The organism is Ruegeria sp. YKSF070, from assembly GCF_059612725.1.
Genome location: NZ_JBXWRD010000045.1, coordinates 17698 through 34436 on the forward strand (window position 1 = coordinate 17698; position 16739 = coordinate 34436).

16 protein-coding genes, 1 other RNA gene, 1 pseudogene and 1 riboswitch are annotated in these 16739 nt (G+C 65.0%); of the genes and pseudogenes, 9 read left to right on the forward strand and 9 right to left on the reverse strand.

The window, feature by feature from the left end:
• The first annotated feature begins 45 nt into the window (after positions 1–45).
• On the forward strand, positions 46–2037 hold the full coding sequence (locus AC2FL1_RS18525) for a lytic transglycosylase domain-containing protein (protein ID WP_496877900.1): 1992 nt from the start codon (positions 46–48) through the stop codon (positions 2035–2037).
• Here AC2FL1_RS18525 and AC2FL1_RS18530 read toward each other — a convergent pair.
• Entirely contained in the window at positions 1993–2889 is an 897-nt protein-coding gene (locus tag AC2FL1_RS18530) for a DMT family transporter (RefSeq protein WP_496877901.1), read from the reverse strand. The genes AC2FL1_RS18525 and AC2FL1_RS18530 overlap by 45 nt on opposite strands.
• Positions 2886–3551: a tRNA (5-methylaminomethyl-2-thiouridine)(34)-methyltransferase MnmC2 gene (mnmC2, locus tag AC2FL1_RS18535; protein WP_496825082.1), complete on the reverse strand. Its 666-nt coding sequence runs from the start codon at positions 3549–3551 to the stop codon at positions 2886–2888. Before mnmC2 ends, AC2FL1_RS18530 begins: the two co-directional genes overlap by 4 nt.
• A gap of 49 nt (positions 3552–3600) precedes the next feature.
• On the opposite strand from mnmC2, the gene AC2FL1_RS18540 reads away from it, so the two are divergent.
• Both AC2FL1_RS18540 and AC2FL1_RS18545 read left to right on the forward strand, forming a co-directional pair.
• Entirely contained in the window at positions 3601–4644 is a 1044-nt protein-coding gene (locus tag AC2FL1_RS18540) for an NAD(P)/FAD-dependent oxidoreductase (protein ID WP_496877902.1), read from the forward strand.
• Complete coding sequence (locus AC2FL1_RS18545; protein ID WP_496825080.1) at positions 4641–5111, forward strand: GNAT family N-acetyltransferase; 471 nt, start codon at positions 4641–4643, stop codon at positions 5109–5111. The genes AC2FL1_RS18540 and AC2FL1_RS18545 overlap by 4 nt, the downstream gene beginning before the upstream one ends.
• A 78-nt stretch (positions 5112–5189) precedes the next feature.
• On the opposite strand, the gene AC2FL1_RS18550 is transcribed toward AC2FL1_RS18545, so the two are convergent.
• Entirely contained in the window at positions 5190–6959 is a 1770-nt protein-coding gene (locus AC2FL1_RS18550) for a DNA polymerase III subunit gamma/tau (RefSeq protein WP_496877908.1), read from the reverse strand.
• A gap of 87 nt (positions 6960–7046) precedes the next feature.
• Here AC2FL1_RS18550 and AC2FL1_RS18555 point away from each other — a divergent pair, with 87 nt between their 5' ends.
• Both AC2FL1_RS18555 and AC2FL1_RS18560 read left to right on the forward strand, forming a co-directional pair.
• Positions 7047–7631: a hypothetical protein gene (locus tag AC2FL1_RS18555; RefSeq protein ID WP_496825274.1), complete on the forward strand. Its 585-nt coding sequence runs from the start codon at positions 7047–7049 to the stop codon at positions 7629–7631.
• Between the two features lie 134 nt (positions 7632–7765).
• Positions 7766–8263, forward strand: coding sequence for a protein-tyrosine phosphatase family protein (locus AC2FL1_RS18560; protein WP_234221276.1), 498 nt, complete (start codon positions 7766–7768; stop codon positions 8261–8263).
• A 4-nt stretch (positions 8264–8267) separates the two neighbouring features.
• On the opposite strand, the gene AC2FL1_RS18565 is transcribed toward AC2FL1_RS18560, so the two are convergent.
• Positions 8268–8666 carry a hypothetical protein gene (locus AC2FL1_RS18565; RefSeq protein ID WP_496877903.1) on the reverse strand — a complete coding sequence of 133 codons (399 nt, stop codon included), beginning with the start codon at positions 8664–8666 and terminating at the stop codon, positions 8268–8270.
• Positions 8667–8751: 85 nt separating this feature from the next.
• Positions 8752–8963: riboswitch (cobalamin riboswitch) on the reverse strand.
• Positions 8964–9068: 105 nt separating this feature from the next.
• Between AC2FL1_RS18565 and ypfJ the strand changes: the two genes are divergently transcribed.
• Complete coding sequence (ypfJ, locus tag AC2FL1_RS18570; protein ID WP_496877904.1) at positions 9069–9917, forward strand: KPN_02809 family neutral zinc metallopeptidase; 849 nt, start codon at positions 9069–9071, stop codon at positions 9915–9917.
• Here ypfJ and AC2FL1_RS18575 read toward each other — a convergent pair.
• A complete protein-coding gene (locus AC2FL1_RS18575) occupies positions 9914–10471 on the reverse strand; it encodes a TetR/AcrR family transcriptional regulator (protein ID WP_496825077.1) in 558 nt (185 codons plus the stop codon). The genes ypfJ and AC2FL1_RS18575 overlap by 4 nt on opposite strands.
• 83 nt (positions 10472–10554) lie before the next feature.
• Here AC2FL1_RS18575 and AC2FL1_RS18580 point away from each other — a divergent pair, with 83 nt between their 5' ends.
• Positions 10555–11415, forward strand: coding sequence for an alpha/beta hydrolase family protein (locus AC2FL1_RS18580; RefSeq protein ID WP_496877905.1), 861 nt, complete (start codon positions 10555–10557; stop codon positions 11413–11415).
• A gap of 23 nt (positions 11416–11438) precedes the next feature.
• On the opposite strand, the gene rsgA is transcribed toward AC2FL1_RS18580, so the two are convergent.
• The 3 genes from rsgA to AC2FL1_RS18595 all read right to left on the reverse strand — a co-directional run bounded on the left by rsgA (position 11439) and on the right by AC2FL1_RS18595 (position 14634).
• Positions 11439–12470, reverse strand: coding sequence for a ribosome small subunit-dependent GTPase A (rsgA, locus tag AC2FL1_RS18585; protein WP_496825075.1), 1032 nt, complete (start codon positions 12468–12470; stop codon positions 11439–11441).
• Between the two features lie 175 nt (positions 12471–12645).
• An RNA gene (gene ffs, locus AC2FL1_RS18590) (signal recognition particle sRNA small type) lies at positions 12646–12744 on the reverse strand.
• Between the two features lie 39 nt (positions 12745–12783).
• On the reverse strand, positions 12784–14634 hold the full coding sequence (locus AC2FL1_RS18595) for a 5'-nucleotidase C-terminal domain-containing protein (RefSeq protein WP_496877906.1): 1851 nt from the start codon (positions 14632–14634) through the stop codon (positions 12784–12786).
• A 247-nt stretch (positions 14635–14881) separates the two neighbouring features.
• Between AC2FL1_RS18595 and nudC the strand changes: the two genes are divergently transcribed.
• Both nudC and AC2FL1_RS18605 read left to right on the forward strand, forming a co-directional pair.
• A complete protein-coding gene (gene nudC / locus AC2FL1_RS18600) occupies positions 14882–15865 on the forward strand; it encodes an NAD(+) diphosphatase (RefSeq protein ID WP_496825073.1) in 984 nt (327 codons plus the stop codon).
• Positions 15866–15903: 38 nt separating this feature from the next.
• Complete coding sequence (locus tag AC2FL1_RS18605) at positions 15904–16365, forward strand: SRPBCC family protein (protein ID WP_496825072.1); 462 nt, start codon at positions 15904–15906, stop codon at positions 16363–16365.
• 38 nt (positions 16366–16403) lie between these two features.
• Here the strand turns inward: AC2FL1_RS18605 and AC2FL1_RS18610 are convergent.
• Positions 16404–16739: pseudogene (locus AC2FL1_RS18610) on the reverse strand (prephenate dehydratase); the annotation flags it as partial.

Here is a 16739-nt window from a genome sequence, read left to right on the forward strand (position 1 = left end):
GCGCAAGGTATAACGTGAAAGGCTCTAGCCTTGGTTCGGCAGGAAATGCAAGGGATGTCCCGCGTTCTGATCATCAGTCTGGCAGCGATTTTCTGGTGTTTCGCGGCAATCGGCCCTGTATGGGCCGATGCTGCCGCGAATCTCCGGGTTGCTCTGCGGGAAATGCGGGCCGAGAACTGGACCGAGGCGCTGAGTGTCGCGGGCGCGCGCGGTTCGGTGTCGCGCGACATCATCGTCTGGCACTGGCTGCGCAGGAGCTATGGGACCGATGGCGATGCGCTGGTGTTTCTGAACCGCCGGGGCGATTGGCCGGGTCTTGACTATCTGCGCCGACAATCCGAGCCGCAATTCACCCTTTCCCCGCCGGAACGGGTGCTGGAGTTCTACTCGGGCGCACCGCCACAGACCGCCGAGGGCGTGCTGAATTATGCGGTGGCGCTGCTGGCCACGGGACAGCGGGGCGATGCCGAAGCGGAACTGGTCAAGGCCTGGCGCACCCTGCCCATGGGGGCCGGGCTGCAACGGGACTATATCGAGAATTACGGCAAGCTGCTGGCGCCGCATCATGTCGCGCGACTCGATCGTATGCTGTGGGAGGGTTACACCATCAGCGCCAAGCAGATGCTGTTGCTGGTGGATGAGGATCAGCGCAAGCTGGCGCAGGCGCGGCTCGGGTTGAAGGACCGGGTGCCCGGTGTAGATGCCCTGATCTCTGCCGTTCCCGAAGCTTTGGCCCAGTCGCCTGGGCTGGCGCATGACCGATTTGTCTGGCGTGACCGAAAGGAGCTGGATGACAGCGCCATAGACCTGATGTTGGAACGCTCGGTCAGTGCCGAGGCGCTGGGCGAGCCGGGCATGTGGGGCAAGGCGCGCGCGCGGCTGACGCGGCTGATGATGCGGCAGGACCGCAACGAACGCGCCTATCAGATGGCCGCGCGCCATTTCATGACACCGGGGATGGGATATGCCTATGCCGATCTGGAGTGGCTGGCAGGGTATCTTGCCCTGGCCAAGCTGGGCGACCCAGCTGCGGCCGTCGCCCATTTCCAGCGCTTCGATGCGGCGGTCAACTCGCCGATTTCGAAAGGGCGGGCGGGCTATTGGCTGGGTCGCGCCTATGCGGCGCTGGGCGATGTGGACAAGGCCCATGCCGCCTATGCCATGGGGGCCGAGCATCAGACCTCGTTCTATGGTCTGCTGGCTGCCGAGCGGATCGGGCGCCCGTTCGACCCGGCCCTGGCCAACCCGCCCGCAACGCCCCCCTGGCGCGAGGCGGCATTCATGTCCTCCAGCGTGCTTGAGGCCGGGCTGCTGTTGCTGCGTGCCGGAGAGCGGGATCTGGCCGAGCGGTTCCTGACCCATCTGGCCGAGAGTCTCGACCCGGTACAGGCGACGCAGCTGGCCGAGATGGCGCTGGAGATGCAGGAACCGCATCTGTCGGTGATGATCGCCAAGCGAAAAGCGCAAGAGGGGGTGGTGCTGACCGGCGCCTATTACCCGTTGCATCCGGTCGGGCGGCTGAACCTGCCGATGGCGCCCGAAATGACGCTGGCCATTGCACGCCGTGAAAGCGAGTTCGACCCGGTGGTGATCTCGGGTGCGGGCGCGCGCGGCCTGATGCAGGTGATGCCCGCGACGGCGCGGCTGGTGGCCGATACGCTGGGCATTCTGGGTGGGCACTCTACCGACAGCCTGACGTCCAATTGGGAGTATAACGCCAAGCTGGGCGCCAATTACCTGGCTGAACTGGCCGGAGAGTTCGACGGCAATGTGGTGATGATGGCGGCGGGCTATAATGCTGGCCCCAATCGTCCGATCAGCTGGATGGAGCGGTTTGGCGATCCGCGCAGCGGCACCCCCGATATCGTTGACTGGATCGAACATATCCCGTTCGAGGAGACCCGCAATTACATCATGCGGGTGACCGAGAGCCTGCCTGTCTATCGTGCGCGCCTTGGCAAGGAACCGCTGCCGTTGCCGTTTTCCGCTGAACTAGCGGGATCGACTTTGCGCGCGTTCGCGCCACAGGGTGAATAGGCCAGCGGCCACGATCAGCGCGGCGCCGATGATGACGGCGCTGCGCAGGGTCTCGCCAAACACGGTGATACCCAGGATCGCGGTCCACATCAGGTGGAAATAGGCAAAGGGTTGCACCGCGCTTGCCTCGGCCATCTCGTAGCATTTGATCAACAGCCAGTGCCCGGTGGCGCCGCTGACACAGAGCAGCGCCATCCAGCGCCAGTCGGCGGCATTCATCGGCTCCCAGAACCACAGGCCAATGGCGGTCATGGCCACGGCGCCCGATACGCCGGTCCAGAAGAAGCTGGTGGCGGTGCTGTCCTGCCGGGCGGCATAGCGGGTCAGCAGACCATAGAGCGCGAACATCAGGGCCGAAATCAGCGGCACCACGGCCCAGGGGTTGAACACGCCCATGCCCGGCTGAAGGATGATCAGCACGCCGATCAACCCGACCCCGATGGCCGCCCAACGCCGCCAGCCGACCTTTTCGCCCAATACCGGGCCGGACAGGGCCGCCACCAGAAGCGGGTAGCAGATGAACACCGCCATGCTCTCGATCAGGCCCAGAACGGTAAAGCCGAATACCGCCACGCAGATCTCGCCCGCCAGCAGCAGCCCGCGAAAAATCTGCAGGCCCGGCTGCGCAGTGCGGGTTGCGGCGCGTAATCCGCCACGGGACCGGGCCGCCAGCGCAATCACGAAAGCGGCAAAGAACCAATATCGGATCATCACCACCATATAGGTGTTGTAGCTTGACGCGAGGTGGCGCGAGATACCGTCCTGAAGTGCGAACACGACCGTGGCGGCCAGCATCAGCGCGATACCGGCGGGAATATTGTTCTGCTGTACCCGCCCTGTCGCCTGTGTCATGGCCGTACCCCTTGCGTCATGTGCCGTTTGCGGCCGTATCCCGGCACCCGCGTCACGGCAAACCCGGCCGCCTCCAGCCCGCGCCGCACAAAGCCTGCTGCCGTGTATGTGGCAACCGTGCCGCCCGGTGCTGTCCGGTTTGCGACATGTGCCAGCAAATCCGCTTGCCAAAGCTCGGGATTCTTGGCGGGGGAGAAGCCGTCGAGGAACCAGGCATCGGCCCGTCCCGTCCATTCCGGCAGGGTCTGGCGCGCATCGCCCTGCACCACATCCAGTTGCAGTGTGCCCAGATCGCAAGGCGCTCCGGTCCAGACCTGCAGAAACCTTTCGACCCAGAGGGCAAGCTCGGGGAAGGCGGCCAGCGCCCGGGCCATGTCGTCATGCGTCATTGGATAGGCTTCGAAACTGGTAAAGCGCAGCGGGCCGGTCATGCCTGTGCTTTCCCAGGCGGCCCAGGCGGTCAGCATGTTGAGCCCGGTGCCAAAACCCAGCTCGGCGATATGAAAGCCCGGTCTGAACCGCTCTGGCAGGCTGTTGCCCGCCAGAAACACATGCCGCGTCTCGGCCAGACCGTTTTCAAGCGAGAAATAGGGATCGTCGAACCGGTCCGAGACCGGTATCCGGTCCTCGGTCCAGCTGAGTTTCGCTTGCTGGTCAACCATGCGAATATCCCCTACGAAATCGGCGCGACACTGGCGAAAGGGACGGGCGATGGCAATGGCCGATGTGACGATACGCGGCGCGGGGATCTTCGGCCTTTCCATCGCATGGGCATGCGTCTTGCGCGGGGCGCGGGTGCAGGTGGTCGACCCGTTCGGGCCGGGGGCAGGGTCGTCGGGCGGCTTGGTCGGCGCGCTGGCCCCGCATGTGCCGGAGAACTGGAATGCCAAGAAAGCGTTCCAGTTTGACAGCCTGATGATGGCCGAAGGGTTCTGGGCTGGAGTAGAGGCGGCGGGCGGCGTGTCGCCCGGCTATGGCCGCACCGGGCGCATCCAGCCGCTGTCGGATGATCGTGCCGTGGCGTTGGCACAGGAACGGGCGGTAAACGCCCGTACCCTGTGGCAGGGGCGGGCCGAATGGCGGGTCTGCCCGGTTGGCGAGATGGGCGGCTGGTGCCCGCCTTCACCCACTGGGCTGGTGGTGCAGGATACGCTCAGCGCCCGCATGCATCCACGTCGCGCCTGTGCCGCGCTGGTCGCGGCGCTGGCGGTGCGCGGAGTCGAGGTGCTGATCGAGGCGCCCGACCGGGGGCGGGTGATTCACGCCACCGGCATCGCCGGGCTGGAAGAGTTGAACCGCGGGTGGGGTCGCATCGTGGGCAGTGGGGTCAAGGGCCAGGCGGCGCTGGTGCGCTTCGATGCCGGGCGACAGGCGCCGCAGCTTTTTGCCGATACGGTGCATATCGTGCCCCACGCGGATGGCACGCTGGCAATCGGCTCCACCTCGGAACGCGATTACGATGACCCGAACGGCACCGATGCGGCACTGGACACGGTTCTGGACCGCGCAATGCAGGCGGTGCCGCTATTGCACGGGGCCGAGGTGATCGAGCGCTGGGCGGGCGTGCGCCCCCGCTCGCGCTCGCGCGCGCCGATGCTGGGGGCGCATCCGCTCTATCCCGGCCAGTTCATCGCCAATGGCGGGTTCAAGATCGGCTTCGGCATGGCGCCCAAAGTGGCCCAGGTCATGGCCGATCTGGTACTGGAAGGGCGCGACAGCATCCCCGAGGATTTCCGCCCGGAGGCTTCGCTGTGAACCTCGCTCCCTACCGGGTCGCACCGGACAGCCCGCAGATTGGCGTGGTCCTGTCCCTGATCCGTGACAGCTTTGCCTTCATGGATGGCCGGATCGACCCGCCCTCGTCAATGCATCGTCTGACTGAAGAAACAGTCGCGGATCATGCGGCGCGGCACGAAATCTGGGCACTGGGAACACCCCCGCTGGCGGTGGTGTTCCTGACGGTCAAACCCGGGCGGCTCTATCTCGGCAAGCTTGCGGTGGACGCTGAATTACGAGGGCAAGGGCTGGCCCGCCGACTGGTGGCTCAGGCCGAGACCCGCGCCCGCGCGCTGGGCCTGCCGGTTGTCGAGCTGGAAACTCGGGTGGAACTGGTGGAGAACCACGCCGCCTTTACTCGGCTTGGTTTTGTCCAGACCGGAGAGACCGCACATCCCGGTTACGATCGGCCCACCTCGATCACCATGCAGAAGAAGCTCGTCTGAAGCGCGTCGACGATCGCCACGGACGCGCCGAGAATTTTCGTCGAAAATTCTCGGCGCTCCGCGTTCGAGAGGCGGCGCTCAGCTGTCCTCGAACGGATCCCATTCATCCTCGACCTCGGGCAGCGCCTCGGTCACCACCTTGGCAGCGCGCTGTTCGGGGGTCTCGATATGGGTGATCCGCGCCTTGGGAAACTGTGCCAGCACCGCCTGCACCAGCGGATGTTCGCGGGCCTTCTCCTCCAGCGCGTATTTCTCGGCGTTGCGCACCTCGTCGATGGTCTTGTCGCCGCCCTGCGCCACCACGCTCACCGCCCAGCGATTGCCGGTCCAGCGTTGCAGCGCACTGCCCAGCCGCTGCGCCAGATCGGTGGGGGCGCGCTCGGTGGGTTGAAACTCGATCCGGCCCGGCTGATAGCTGACCAATCGCAGGTCCATCTCGATATCCGCCAACAGCTTGCCGTCGCGATTGGCGCGGATCAGTTCGACCACATGCTCGAATGTGGGAAACCGCGCCAATGCCGTTTGCGCATCCTGCGCCAGCGCCGCAACAGGCCCGCCGCCACCGCTGCGCGGGGCGGGTACATAGCTGGCGCTCACCCCGTTGGCGGAGGGCGCGCCCTGACCGCCGCGCACCCCGCCGCCGGGGTTCGGCGGCGGTGGCGCGTCCTGCAACCGTTTGATCAGCTCTTCGGGGCTGGGCAGATCGGCCACATGGGTCAGCCGGATCACCGCCATCTCGGCGGCCATCATCGCATTGGGAGCGGCTGCAACCTCTTCCAGCGCTTTCAGCAGCATCTGCCACATCCGGGTCAGCACTCGCATCGGCAGCGCATCCGCCATCTGCTGGCCGCGCGCCCGCTCGTCGGGCGAAACGGTCGGATCCTCGGCGGCATCGGGCGTGATCTTGACCACCGACACCCAATGGGTGATCTCGGCCAGATCGCGCAGCACTGCCATCGGGTCGGCGCCTTCGGCATATTGAGCGCCAAGCTCGGTCAGTGCCGCGCCCGCATCGCCGCGCAGGATCATGTCCATCAGGTCCAGCACCCGTCCCCGGTCGGCCAGTCCCAGCATCGCCCGAACCTGCTCGGCGCTGGTCTCGCCCGCGCCATGGCTGATCGCCTGGTCCAGGAGAGAGGTCGCATCTCGCGCCGACCCTTCCGCGGCGCGCACGATCAGCGCCAGCGCGTCTTCGGCGATCTGCGCCCCCTCGGCATCGGCGATCCGGCGCATCAGCGCGATCATGTCCTCGGGCTCAATCCGGCGCAGGTCAAACCGCTGGCAGCGGCTCAGCACTGTCACCGGCACCTTGCGGATCTCGGTCGTGGCAAAGATGAATTTCACATGCGCCGGCGGCTCCTCCAGCGTCTTGAGCAGCGCGTTGAAGGCGCTGGTCGACAGCATGTGAACCTCGTCGATGATATAGATCTTGTAACGCGCGCTGGCGGCGCGATAGCGCACGCTGTCGATGATCTCGCGGATGTCGTTCACGCCGGTGCGGCTGGCGGCGTCCATCTCCATCACATCGACATGGCGGCCTTCCATGATGGCCACGCAATGCTCGCATGTCCCGCAAGGTTCGGTGGTCGGCCCGCCATTTCCATCCGGGCCAATACAGTTCATTCCCTTGGCGATGATCCTCGCGGTGGTCGTCTTGCCGGTGCCCCGGATGCCGGTCATGATGAACGCTTGCGCGATCCGGTCGGCGGCAAAGGCATTTTTAAGCGTCCGCACCATCGAATCCTGCCCGACCAGATCGGCAAAGGTTTCGGGCCGGTACTTGCGGGCCAGCACCTGATAGGGGGTCGGAGAGGCGTCGGACATTGGCTGCTTTCGTCGGGGCTGGATTCTGGTTCTGCAGACGGTACTGGGCAGAGGGGCGAAGGTCCACCGCCTGTGTGATTGTTTCAGGGGTGGAACAGGATTGGGTTGGAAATGGCGGGTGCGTTCCCCTGTCTCGAGGTTGATGCAGACGGGTACAGGGGTATACGAATCTGTTCCGTCGAGTCCCTTCCCGTTGGAGGTAACGCCGTTCGGGACGATTACACGATTGCAAGTGGCGCGGGCGACGATGCGATATCCGACAATTTCGGCTCTAATCTGATTAACGGACAGCAGGGCGACGACTTCATCGTTTCGGTGGACGATCGCGGCGACCTGGGTACGGCGGACACCGTCAAGGGTGGCGTCGGGCGCGATACCCTGGTCGTGGATGAGGGGGACCTGGTCACCACCGGGGGTGGGGCCGACCAGGTGGTGATCGAGAATTATAGCGGCGTTGCGGATGGCTATGACGTTGTCACGATCACCGATTTCGATACGGCACGAGATGTCCTGACCCTGAAGGGCGAAGCTTTGCTGCTGCGTCCCGGCTCCGTTGGAGAGACACGGGTCAGCGTGCAAGAGCTTGATGACGAGACCGGGACCATGGTCCCGATCAACGGCATTCCGGTGGCACATCTGATCGGCGCTCAGGGCGTGACCCGGGATCAGATTCGCGTGTATATAGACAACCGCTGACCCGCGTCGCGGCGCTGTTTGATCTGTTCACGGGTATCTTGTCTTGCGATAACGCCGCGTTAAAGGCCATTCTACCCTTGGGGTCAGGATCGCCACGCCCCGTGGCAATGGTCGGTCGGGAAGGGATACCGCAGATGGCGCAGCTGGTTCTCTATGCGCTGCAAGTCGGCGGCGGCACATTGGCGATCTGCCAGTTGCCGGGACGGTCGGGCGATTATTCCGGCGATGTCGATCTGATCGGGTCCTGGGCGCCCGGGCTGGTGATCTCGATGACGACCGAGGTCGAGATGCTGCAGCACGGTGCGCGCAATTTTGGTGCTGATATCCAGAGTCGCGCCTGCCGCTGGGCTCATCTGCCGGTCGATGATTTCGGAGTGCCTGGCCGTGATGCCGAGATCAAATGGAAGGCGATCAGCAAATCGGCCCGGCATGCTCTGCACGGCGGCGGGCGCGTATTGATCCATTGCAAGGGTGGCTGTGGCCGGTCGGGCATGGCGGCGTTGCGCCTGATGATCGAGACGGGCGAAGAGCCCAAGGCGGCGCTTGCGCATTTGCGGTCGGTCCGCCCCTGCGCGGTGGAAACCGACGCCCAGATGGACTGGGCGCTGGCTGGGCGTGCTATCCGGGACTGATCCTTCAGGCCGTTGCTTGCGCTGGCGCAGCAGAGTGGACGCAGCGGGGCCGGGCCTCGGCCATGGCGCATGGTACCGGGCCCGGCCCGGCGGCAAATCCCGCTCCGTCGGGCGCCATCAGCGCATCGGCAAAGCGATTCAGATGCGACAGGGCGGTGTCTTCGTCGACGCCGCAGAACACGCGGATCCGGCTGTGCGAGGCGGCGTAGCGGGCCATGCAACCTGCTCCACACGGGGGCATCTCGCAATGCCCCTCTATCGCGAAACCTGCATCGGTCATCGGTTCAGCCTGACGCAGCGCGCGGGCGAGGTTCTCGGCCAATGCCGACAGCGCCGGGCAAGGCCTGCCGGTTCGGCGACAGAGCGTTGCGGCAAATTCATGCGTTCTTGTAGTCCAGATCATCCTGCGCCCTCCGCGCGGTGGAACAGGGTGTCGGGGACCGGCCGACCAGGGCCAAGGCATCCCGTCCGGACACCCCGCCCGGGTTCGAGTTACGGTTGCGATGGCAGGTCTCCTGACTTGCGGGTCCAGGCTTTGCCGGCCTTCCCGGCCCGGGGGCCAGTGGCATTTCGGCATCGCTCACCGCTTACAGTTGCGGGGGCAGTCTCGGCATTGGTCCTCTGTCGCCAGGGGGCCGCACCGTGTTCCCTTTTCATCCCGGCGCATGTGTCACCGAGAACCATCGCCTTAGCGGTAGCGGGTGTTGCGGGCCGGAGTCAAGCCGGGTGTTCGTGCCGTGTTTTTCCCCATGCGGCGGGATGCTAGTATCGGTATCGAGTAGTCAGGCTGAAGAAGGGTGTCGGCATGCGGTTGAGAGGAGTACGCGGCAGCAGGCATGTCGAGGATCGTCGCGGGCGACGTGGCGGTGGCATGGCCATCGGCGGGCGCGGGCTGGGTATCGGCGGGGTTCTGCTGCTCTTGGTTATCGGCGCTTTCACCGGCATCGACGTCACCCCGTTCCTGACCGAACGGCCGGGCCCGAGCCAGAGCACACCCAAGGAACTGACCGCCGAAGAGCGGCAGGCGGGCGAATTCGTCTCGCGCGTATTGGCCACGACCGAGGATGTCTGGGGCACCGTGTTCCGCGACCAACTGGGCCGTGACTACATCCCGCCGACGCTGGTGCTGTTCTCTCAGGTGACGTCCAGCCCCTGTGGCGGCGCCTCAGGCGCGACCGGACCATTCTACTGCCCCGCCGATCAAAAGGCCTATCTCGACACCGATTTCTTTGCCACGCTGGCGCGGCGGTTGCAGGCGGGTGGCGATTTCGCCGCCGCCTATGTAATCGCACACGAAGTGGGCCATCACGTGCAGAACCAGTTGGGCATTCTCGGTCAGGTGGATCAGGCCCGCCGGCAATCCTCGCAGGTCGAGGCCAACGCGCTGACCGTGCGGCTGGAATTGCAGGCCGATTGCCTGTCGGGTGTCTGGGCGCGCTCGGTCCAGGGCCTGATGGAACGCGGCGATCTGGATGAAGCGCTGAACGCCGCCCGGATGATCGGCGACGACCGGCTGCAACGGCAGGCGGGCCGGGTGCCGCAACCGCATACCTTTACGCACGGCACGTCGGCGCAGCGGGCATCCTGGTTCGATCGCGGCTATAAAAGTGGCCGGGTCGCAAGCTGCGACACGTTCAACACCAACAGGCTCTAATCCGCGCGCGGCAGCATCTCGGGCAAACGGCGCAGCACGTCCGAGGATTGCCGGGCGCGGGCCAGCATCCAGCCGCCTTGCAGCAGGATGAACATGGTCTCGGCGATCTTTTGCGGATCGGTTAGCCCAAAGCGTCTGGCATGATGCGCGCCCTCGGTAATCCAGCCTTCGAACAGGTGGCGGGCATGGGCGCGAAACGCGGCGTTGTCCGGGCCTTCGAACAGGGTCGACGAGATCGGGCAGCCATCCCATTGGCCTGACTTGTCAAAGAGCTTCGCGACCTTGCCGCACAGCACCTGCATCCCGTCATGGAAACTGTCGGCCGGTTCGAACGAGGCCGCGATCAGCCGCAGCATCTCGTCCGAGGCCCAGGTGGCCGAGGCCAGTGCCAGGTCGGATTTCCCATTGGGAAAGTGGTGATAGAGCGAGCCCTTGGGCGCCTCTGCCTCGGCCAGCAGTTCGGACAATCCAACGCCATGATACCCCCGGCGCTGGAACAGCTGGGCGGCGGTGCGGATCAGGCGATCTTTGGTCGGAAGTGGACGTTGGGTCATGTGCCGAGGATATTGACAGCTCTGGACCGATTGGTCCAGACATGAGAAATAGACCAATCGGTCTAGTAATTCTGGAGGTCGCAATGCTGGATATGCAGACATCTGTCGGGGTCGAGGATTTTCATTTTACGTCCGGATCGGCGCAGCTGTCGGGGCGGCTCTATCTGCCGGTGGGCACGCCCCGAGTTGCGATTGTGATCAACAGCGCCACCGGGGTGCCGCGTGAGTATTACCAGCATTTCGCCACCTGGCTGGCGGCCGAGCGGGGCATGGCCTGCCTGACCTATGATTATCGCGATTTCGGCCATTCGACGAGGGGGCCGCTTGCGGCCTCGACCGCCACCATGTCCGACTGGGCGCTCCTTGACATGCCCGCCGCCTATGCCGAAATGCAGCGCCGGTTTCCCGATCTGCCGCTCTGGGTGATCGGCCATTCGGTTGGCGCCATGCTGGGGCCACTGCAACCGGGGATCGAGCCCATCGCGCGCATGATCTGCGTCTGTTCCGGGCTGGTGCATCACTCGGACCACCCCTGGCCCTATCAGGCGCTGGCGCGGCTGTTCTGGTTTGGTCATGCGCCCCTGCTGGTCAAGACCTTAGGCTATCTGCCGGGGCGCGCGATTGGCTTTGGCACCGATCTGCCGCCCGGCGTCTATTGGGAATGGCGGCGCTGGTGCACAACGCCCGGCGCATATTTACCCGAGACAGGCACCCGCCTGCCGAAACCCGATTGGGGCCGCTCGGGCGCGCAAGTCGATCTCTTTGCCTGCGAAGATGACGATACGATCCCACCCGAATGTGTCTGGCGACTGGCCGAACTCTATGGCGACAGCGCCCGGCGGCACCTGTTGCGGCCAAAGGAACACGGGGTACGCGAAATCGGCCATCTGGGCGCGTTTGCCCGGCGCAATGCCGCACTCTGGCCTCGGCTGATCGCCCCCTGAGGAGGGGGCGATCCCGGGGCTGTTCAGCCCTTGTTCCGGCCCTGCTTGTCGCGCATCACCGCGCGGACCATCTTGCCGAACGCCTTGTCGCGTGAGCGCGCCTCGGCCACGCTTTCCGAGTTGCGCGCATCCTCGCGCTTCAGCTTGCGCCAGCGGTCGAGGCGAGCGGGTTCCAGCGTGCCCGCCGCAATGGCTGCCTGGATGGCGCAGCCCGGTTCGCTGTCATGTCCGCAATCCGAGAAACGACAGCTGGTGGCGAGGTCCGAGAGGTCCTGAAAAACCTCGTCGATCCCGTCGCCCGCATCCAGCAGACGCAGAGCGCGCATGCCTGGTGTATCGACCAGCCAGCCGCCGTTGACCGTCCGCCGCAGGGCACGGGCGGTGGTGGTGTGACGGCCCTTGGCATCGTCCTCGCGGATACCGGCCGTGGCCTCCTGCGTACCGGTGAGGCCATTCATCAACGTGGTCTTGCCCACGCCTGAAGAGCCCACCAGCGCCCCTGTCTGGCCGGAGGGGCACCATGAAAGGACCCTATCCAGATCGGCAGGATCAAGCGCGTTGACCGCCAGCACCGTCAGAAACGGCGCCAGCGCCTCGGCCCGCGCGACATAGGCGCGGGGGTCGGCACAGGTGTCGGCCTTGGTCAGCACCACAACGGGATAACACCCGGCCTGATGGGTCAGCGCCAGATAGCGCTCCAACCGGGGCAGGTTGAAATCGGCGTTGCAGGAACTGGTGATGAACAGCACATCGACATTGGCCGCGATCAACTGCGCCTCGGCCCCGGTTCCCGCCGCGCGCCGTTTCAACAGGCTGCGCCGGTCGAGCAGATGCCGGACGCGGTGCTCGGGATCGGCCAGGACCCAGTCGCCCACGGCAAAGGCGCCGGTCGGCTGGTCGGGCGGCGTGATCAACAGCGTTTCGCCCTCGGGCGACAATCCGGTCAGGGCGCTGCGGTGAATGGCTGTCAGGCGATAGGGCGTACAGCCGGAATGGGCCGCGGCCTGCGCGGCAAAGAAAGAGGACCATCCAAGGTCCGGGAGTGTAAGAGACATCGGTCTGCCTGTTGCGAAAGAACGCAAGGCGGGCGGATGGCGCACGCGCATCCGGCCGGAACGGGTTCAGGCAGGGGTATGAGTCGTCAGAACCGCTCTGCCCGAAGGGTCTTTGCTACAATCATACATCCCTCCGCATGCTACAGAATTCCGGGTGCCGCAGGCGCGGCGGTGCAAGTGAGAGGCTGGACATCGACCCAAGCGGGACTCGTTGTGGCTGCTTCCTTCCGGACCTGACCAGGTTGGCGAGGCGCTCGCCCGCGCCAACCTCTCGCGACCCGATATAGGCGGGTCGGGCCGGGATGACAAGATCTCAAAGCCCGACGCGCAGGCAGAGAAACCCTTCGGCGTCCACGCCCAGATCGGCTATGTCGCGCCCGGCAAGCTCGTCCAGGTGTTCGCGGGCGCGTGGCCCGGTGCGTAGAATGGCGGCCCGCCCCGGCAGCGGGGCAAATCGCCAGGGTTGGGGCGCGTCCTCGAGCGGATCGCGGGGCAGGCGCCCGGACAGGTAGTCGCGCAAAACGGCCTGTATCCGCAGCCCCGGCAGGGAAACAGGCTGACCGCTGTCCAGCATGTGGAAATGACCGCCGCCATTGGTGCGGTAATTGTTCAGTGCGACGACAAGCCTCTGTCCCTCTTCGATGGGCTTGCCGTCGTGAAACAGGGCTCCGATTCGACGGTTTCGGTCCGAGATCAGTTGGCCGCCGATATCGTATCGTGGTGGCGTCGACAGGTCGATTTCATAGCTGAGCCCATAGAGGATATCGAAATTGTGCCCAGGAACTCTGGCATCCCGCAGCAGGGCGGCGCCTTTCGCCTCACCGGGTCTGTGGAACACGCCCGCTGCCATCTCGAGCCATTCGCGCAGGTCGGCCCCGGTCAAAACCAGCGCCCGCAACTCGTTGGGAAACATGTGCAGATCGGCCACATGGCGCATCGACAATGGGCCGGCGGGCACGTCTGTATAATGATCCGGTCCGGCGCGACCGCCAGCCTTGAGCGGCGAGACCGCCGACAGCATCGGCAGATCCGACAGCGCCGTGCCAACCAGATAGGGGCGCAAGCCAGCGGCCTGCGCGGCGGCGACCTTGGCCAGGCTGCGATCGGGTGCGATGAAGGCGAAATAGCTGTGCATCGACTGGTCCGAGTGACCGGCAGGTTGATTGGCGACCGCGCGCGTGGTTGCATGATCGGCAGCCAGCAGGCGCACAAGCGTCGCATCCTCGTTGCCAACGGCTGCGCGCAGGGTGGCTTGTGCCCGTTCGACCCGCCAGCGGCCTTGCGCTCCCAGCCTCAGATCGAGGTCGATGACCCCCAGATGCGAGCCGTGATGCCCCGGCATGACCACAGGTTTTCCATGTACCAGCCCCTCGGTCATCGGCGTATGGGGGCAAGGTCCGGTATCGGGTGCGGGCACCTGCAAATGGGTATGTCCGGCGATCACCGCATCGACGCCCTCGAGCGCGGCAAGCGGGATCACCGCGTTTTCCTGCTCGGGCGTCGCCTCGGGCTCGGCCAGCCCGGAATGGGCCAGTGCAACGATCAGGTCGCAGCCCTTGGCCTTGAGGCGGGCCACCGCTTCACGTGCCGACTCTACGATACCCCCGACGCGCATCCGCCCTGACAGCAGATGCGAGTCCCATTCCACAGTCTGTGGAGGCAATGCAGCCAGTACGCCGATCTTGATCCGGGATTGCACTGATCCGCAGTGCACCGTGCGATCAAGGATCGCGGTGTGCTTCCACGAGGGTGAGCCGTCCAGCCGGTGGGCGTTCGAGCAGACCACCGGGCAGGGTGCCTGACCCAGCACCCGGTCCAGAACCTCCAGCCCAAAGTTGAAATCGTGATTGCCCAAACCCAGCGCGTCATACCCGAGATAGGCAAAGGACCGCATCAGCGGGTGCGGGTTCTCGGGGTGGTGGGCACAGACATCGCCCATCTGACTGCCCTGAAGGCTGTCGCCATTGTCGAACAACAGGCACAGGTCGACCCCCGGCTCGGCCCGCGCGGCATGGATCAGCCGGGCAATGCGGGTCAGCCCTCCGGACGGGTCGGGACGGTCGGCATAATAGTCGTGGCCCGTCAGGTGCATATGCAGGTCGGTGGTGGCCAGCAGGCGGACGCGCAATTCAGCGCCGCCCTCTGCGACGGCATCCGTTGACATGGCCTGATGTGAAGGTTCCATTCAAATTCCATTACCCGGTCCATGCGAAAACTCCCCCATAGGTAGAGTGCCCTATTCAGAAATAGAAAAAACCGTATCAGGGCAAGGTGTTAGTCGATCACGATTTGTGTCAACCCTGTCTCTTTCCGGCGTCAGTGCAGGCAGTTACCGATTGATCTGCGCCGCCCGCCGTGGCAGCCCTGTGCCACCGGTGAGCCGGTCAGGGCGAAGTCGAGAGAGGGCAGGCATGAAAACCGCAGAGCAGGTTACGTTTGGAGGCTCGGGTCTGGATCGGGCGGCACATCTGCGCGGTGATGCGATGGCGCAGGCGCAAATGGCCGCCGACCCCAAAGCACGCTGCCTGCTTCTGTGGCGCGGCAAGCTGCTGGTCGAAAGTGAGCGGCTTGAGCGTCTGGCCTGGGTCGCGCCGGCACATCCGCTGGTGACCGAGGGTCCGGGTGGAGAAGCCGAGACGCCGATTTTCCTGGGCCTCGATGACACCGGCGCGCCGCTTTTTGCTCAGGACATCTCGGGCTGGCAGGCTGAGGGACAGGACCTGACCGGGTTGGGCGGTTTCGTGGACAGATCCGAGCAGCAGCACCCCGAATTGCCCAAGGGGCAGGTGTTTGCCGAATTGCGGCGGATCATGACGCGGCTCAGCCCGCGCGATGCTGAACTGGCCGCCACCGCCAAGGCCGTGATCGGCTGGCACGCCAGTCACAGGTTCTGCGCCCGCTGTGGCGTCCGCAGCGAAATATCGCAGGCGGGGTGGCAACGCGGCTGCCCGGCTTGTGGTGGCCAGCACTTCCCGCGCACCGATCCGGTGGTGATCATGTTGATCACCCATGGCGACCAGGTGTTGATGGGTCGCTCTCCGGGTTGGCCCGAGGGGATGTATTCGCTGCTGGCGGGTTTTGTCGAACCGGGTGAGACGCTGGAGGCCGCCGTGCGCCGCGAGGTGCTCGAAGAGGCGGGCGTGCCCGTCGGCGCGGTCACCTATCTGTCCAGTCAACCCTGGCCATTTCCGGCCTCTCTGATGTTCGGCTGCGCGGGCGAGGCGCTGTCGCGCGACCTGAAAATCGACCCGGTGGAAATCGAGGATGCGATCTGGGTCAGCCGCAGCGACATGATGCTGGCCTTTGCCGGCGAGCATCCGCGCCTGCTGCCCGCGCGCAAGGGGGCGATAGCGCATTTCCTGTTGCAGAACTGGCTTGCGGACACGTTGGATTAAGGGGAAACTCGCGCAAAAATCACAACCGACGAGGGATCATGCAGTTCATCAGCAAGGAAGACATCGAGGCGCCGGTGGCGCAGGTCTTTGCCATCCTTTCCGAATTCGAGACCTTTGAGCGCTCGGCCATGCGCCGCGGGGTCGAGGTGCAGCGCGTCGATGCCAGCGCCCCGATCGGGGCAGGCATGGCCTGGGACACCCGGTTTCGTTTGCGCGGTAAGCCGCGCGAGATGCATGTGGTGCTGAAACAGTATGACGCGCCGTCGCTGATGCGCTTTGCCAGTCACAGCAAGGGCATCAACGGCGATGTGGTGATCGAGTTGCTGGCGCTGTCGCCGCGCCGCACAAGGATGAGCTTTTCCATCGAGTTGAAGGCGAACACGCTGTCCGCGCGCCTGTTCCTGCAATCGCTGAAACTGGCCCGCAAGAACATGTCCCGCCGGTTCAAGCTGCGGATGGCCGAATTCGCCAAGGAAATCGAGGGCCGCTGCGCCCGCTGAGCGGGCGCCTTTGCGAATCTAACAGCTTTGCGGTCGTTTCAGCTGCGTGGCCGGGCAGCAGGGTAAACGCCCAGGATCTCGACGTTGTTGGTGAAATGGTTCAGCTCGTCCATCGCGAGGCGCACATTGTCGTCTTCGGGGTGACCGACGATATCGGCATAGAACTGCGTGGCCGAGAACGAGCCATCCAGCATGTAGCTTTCCAGCTTGGTCATGTTGACGCCATTGGTGGCAAATCCTCCCAGCGCCTTGTACAGAGCGGCGGGAATGCTGCGCACCTCGAACACGAAACTGGTGATCATGCCGAAATCACCGCGGCGCGAATCGTCTGTCTCGCGCGACATCACCAGGAAACGCGTTGTGTTGTTGTCGGT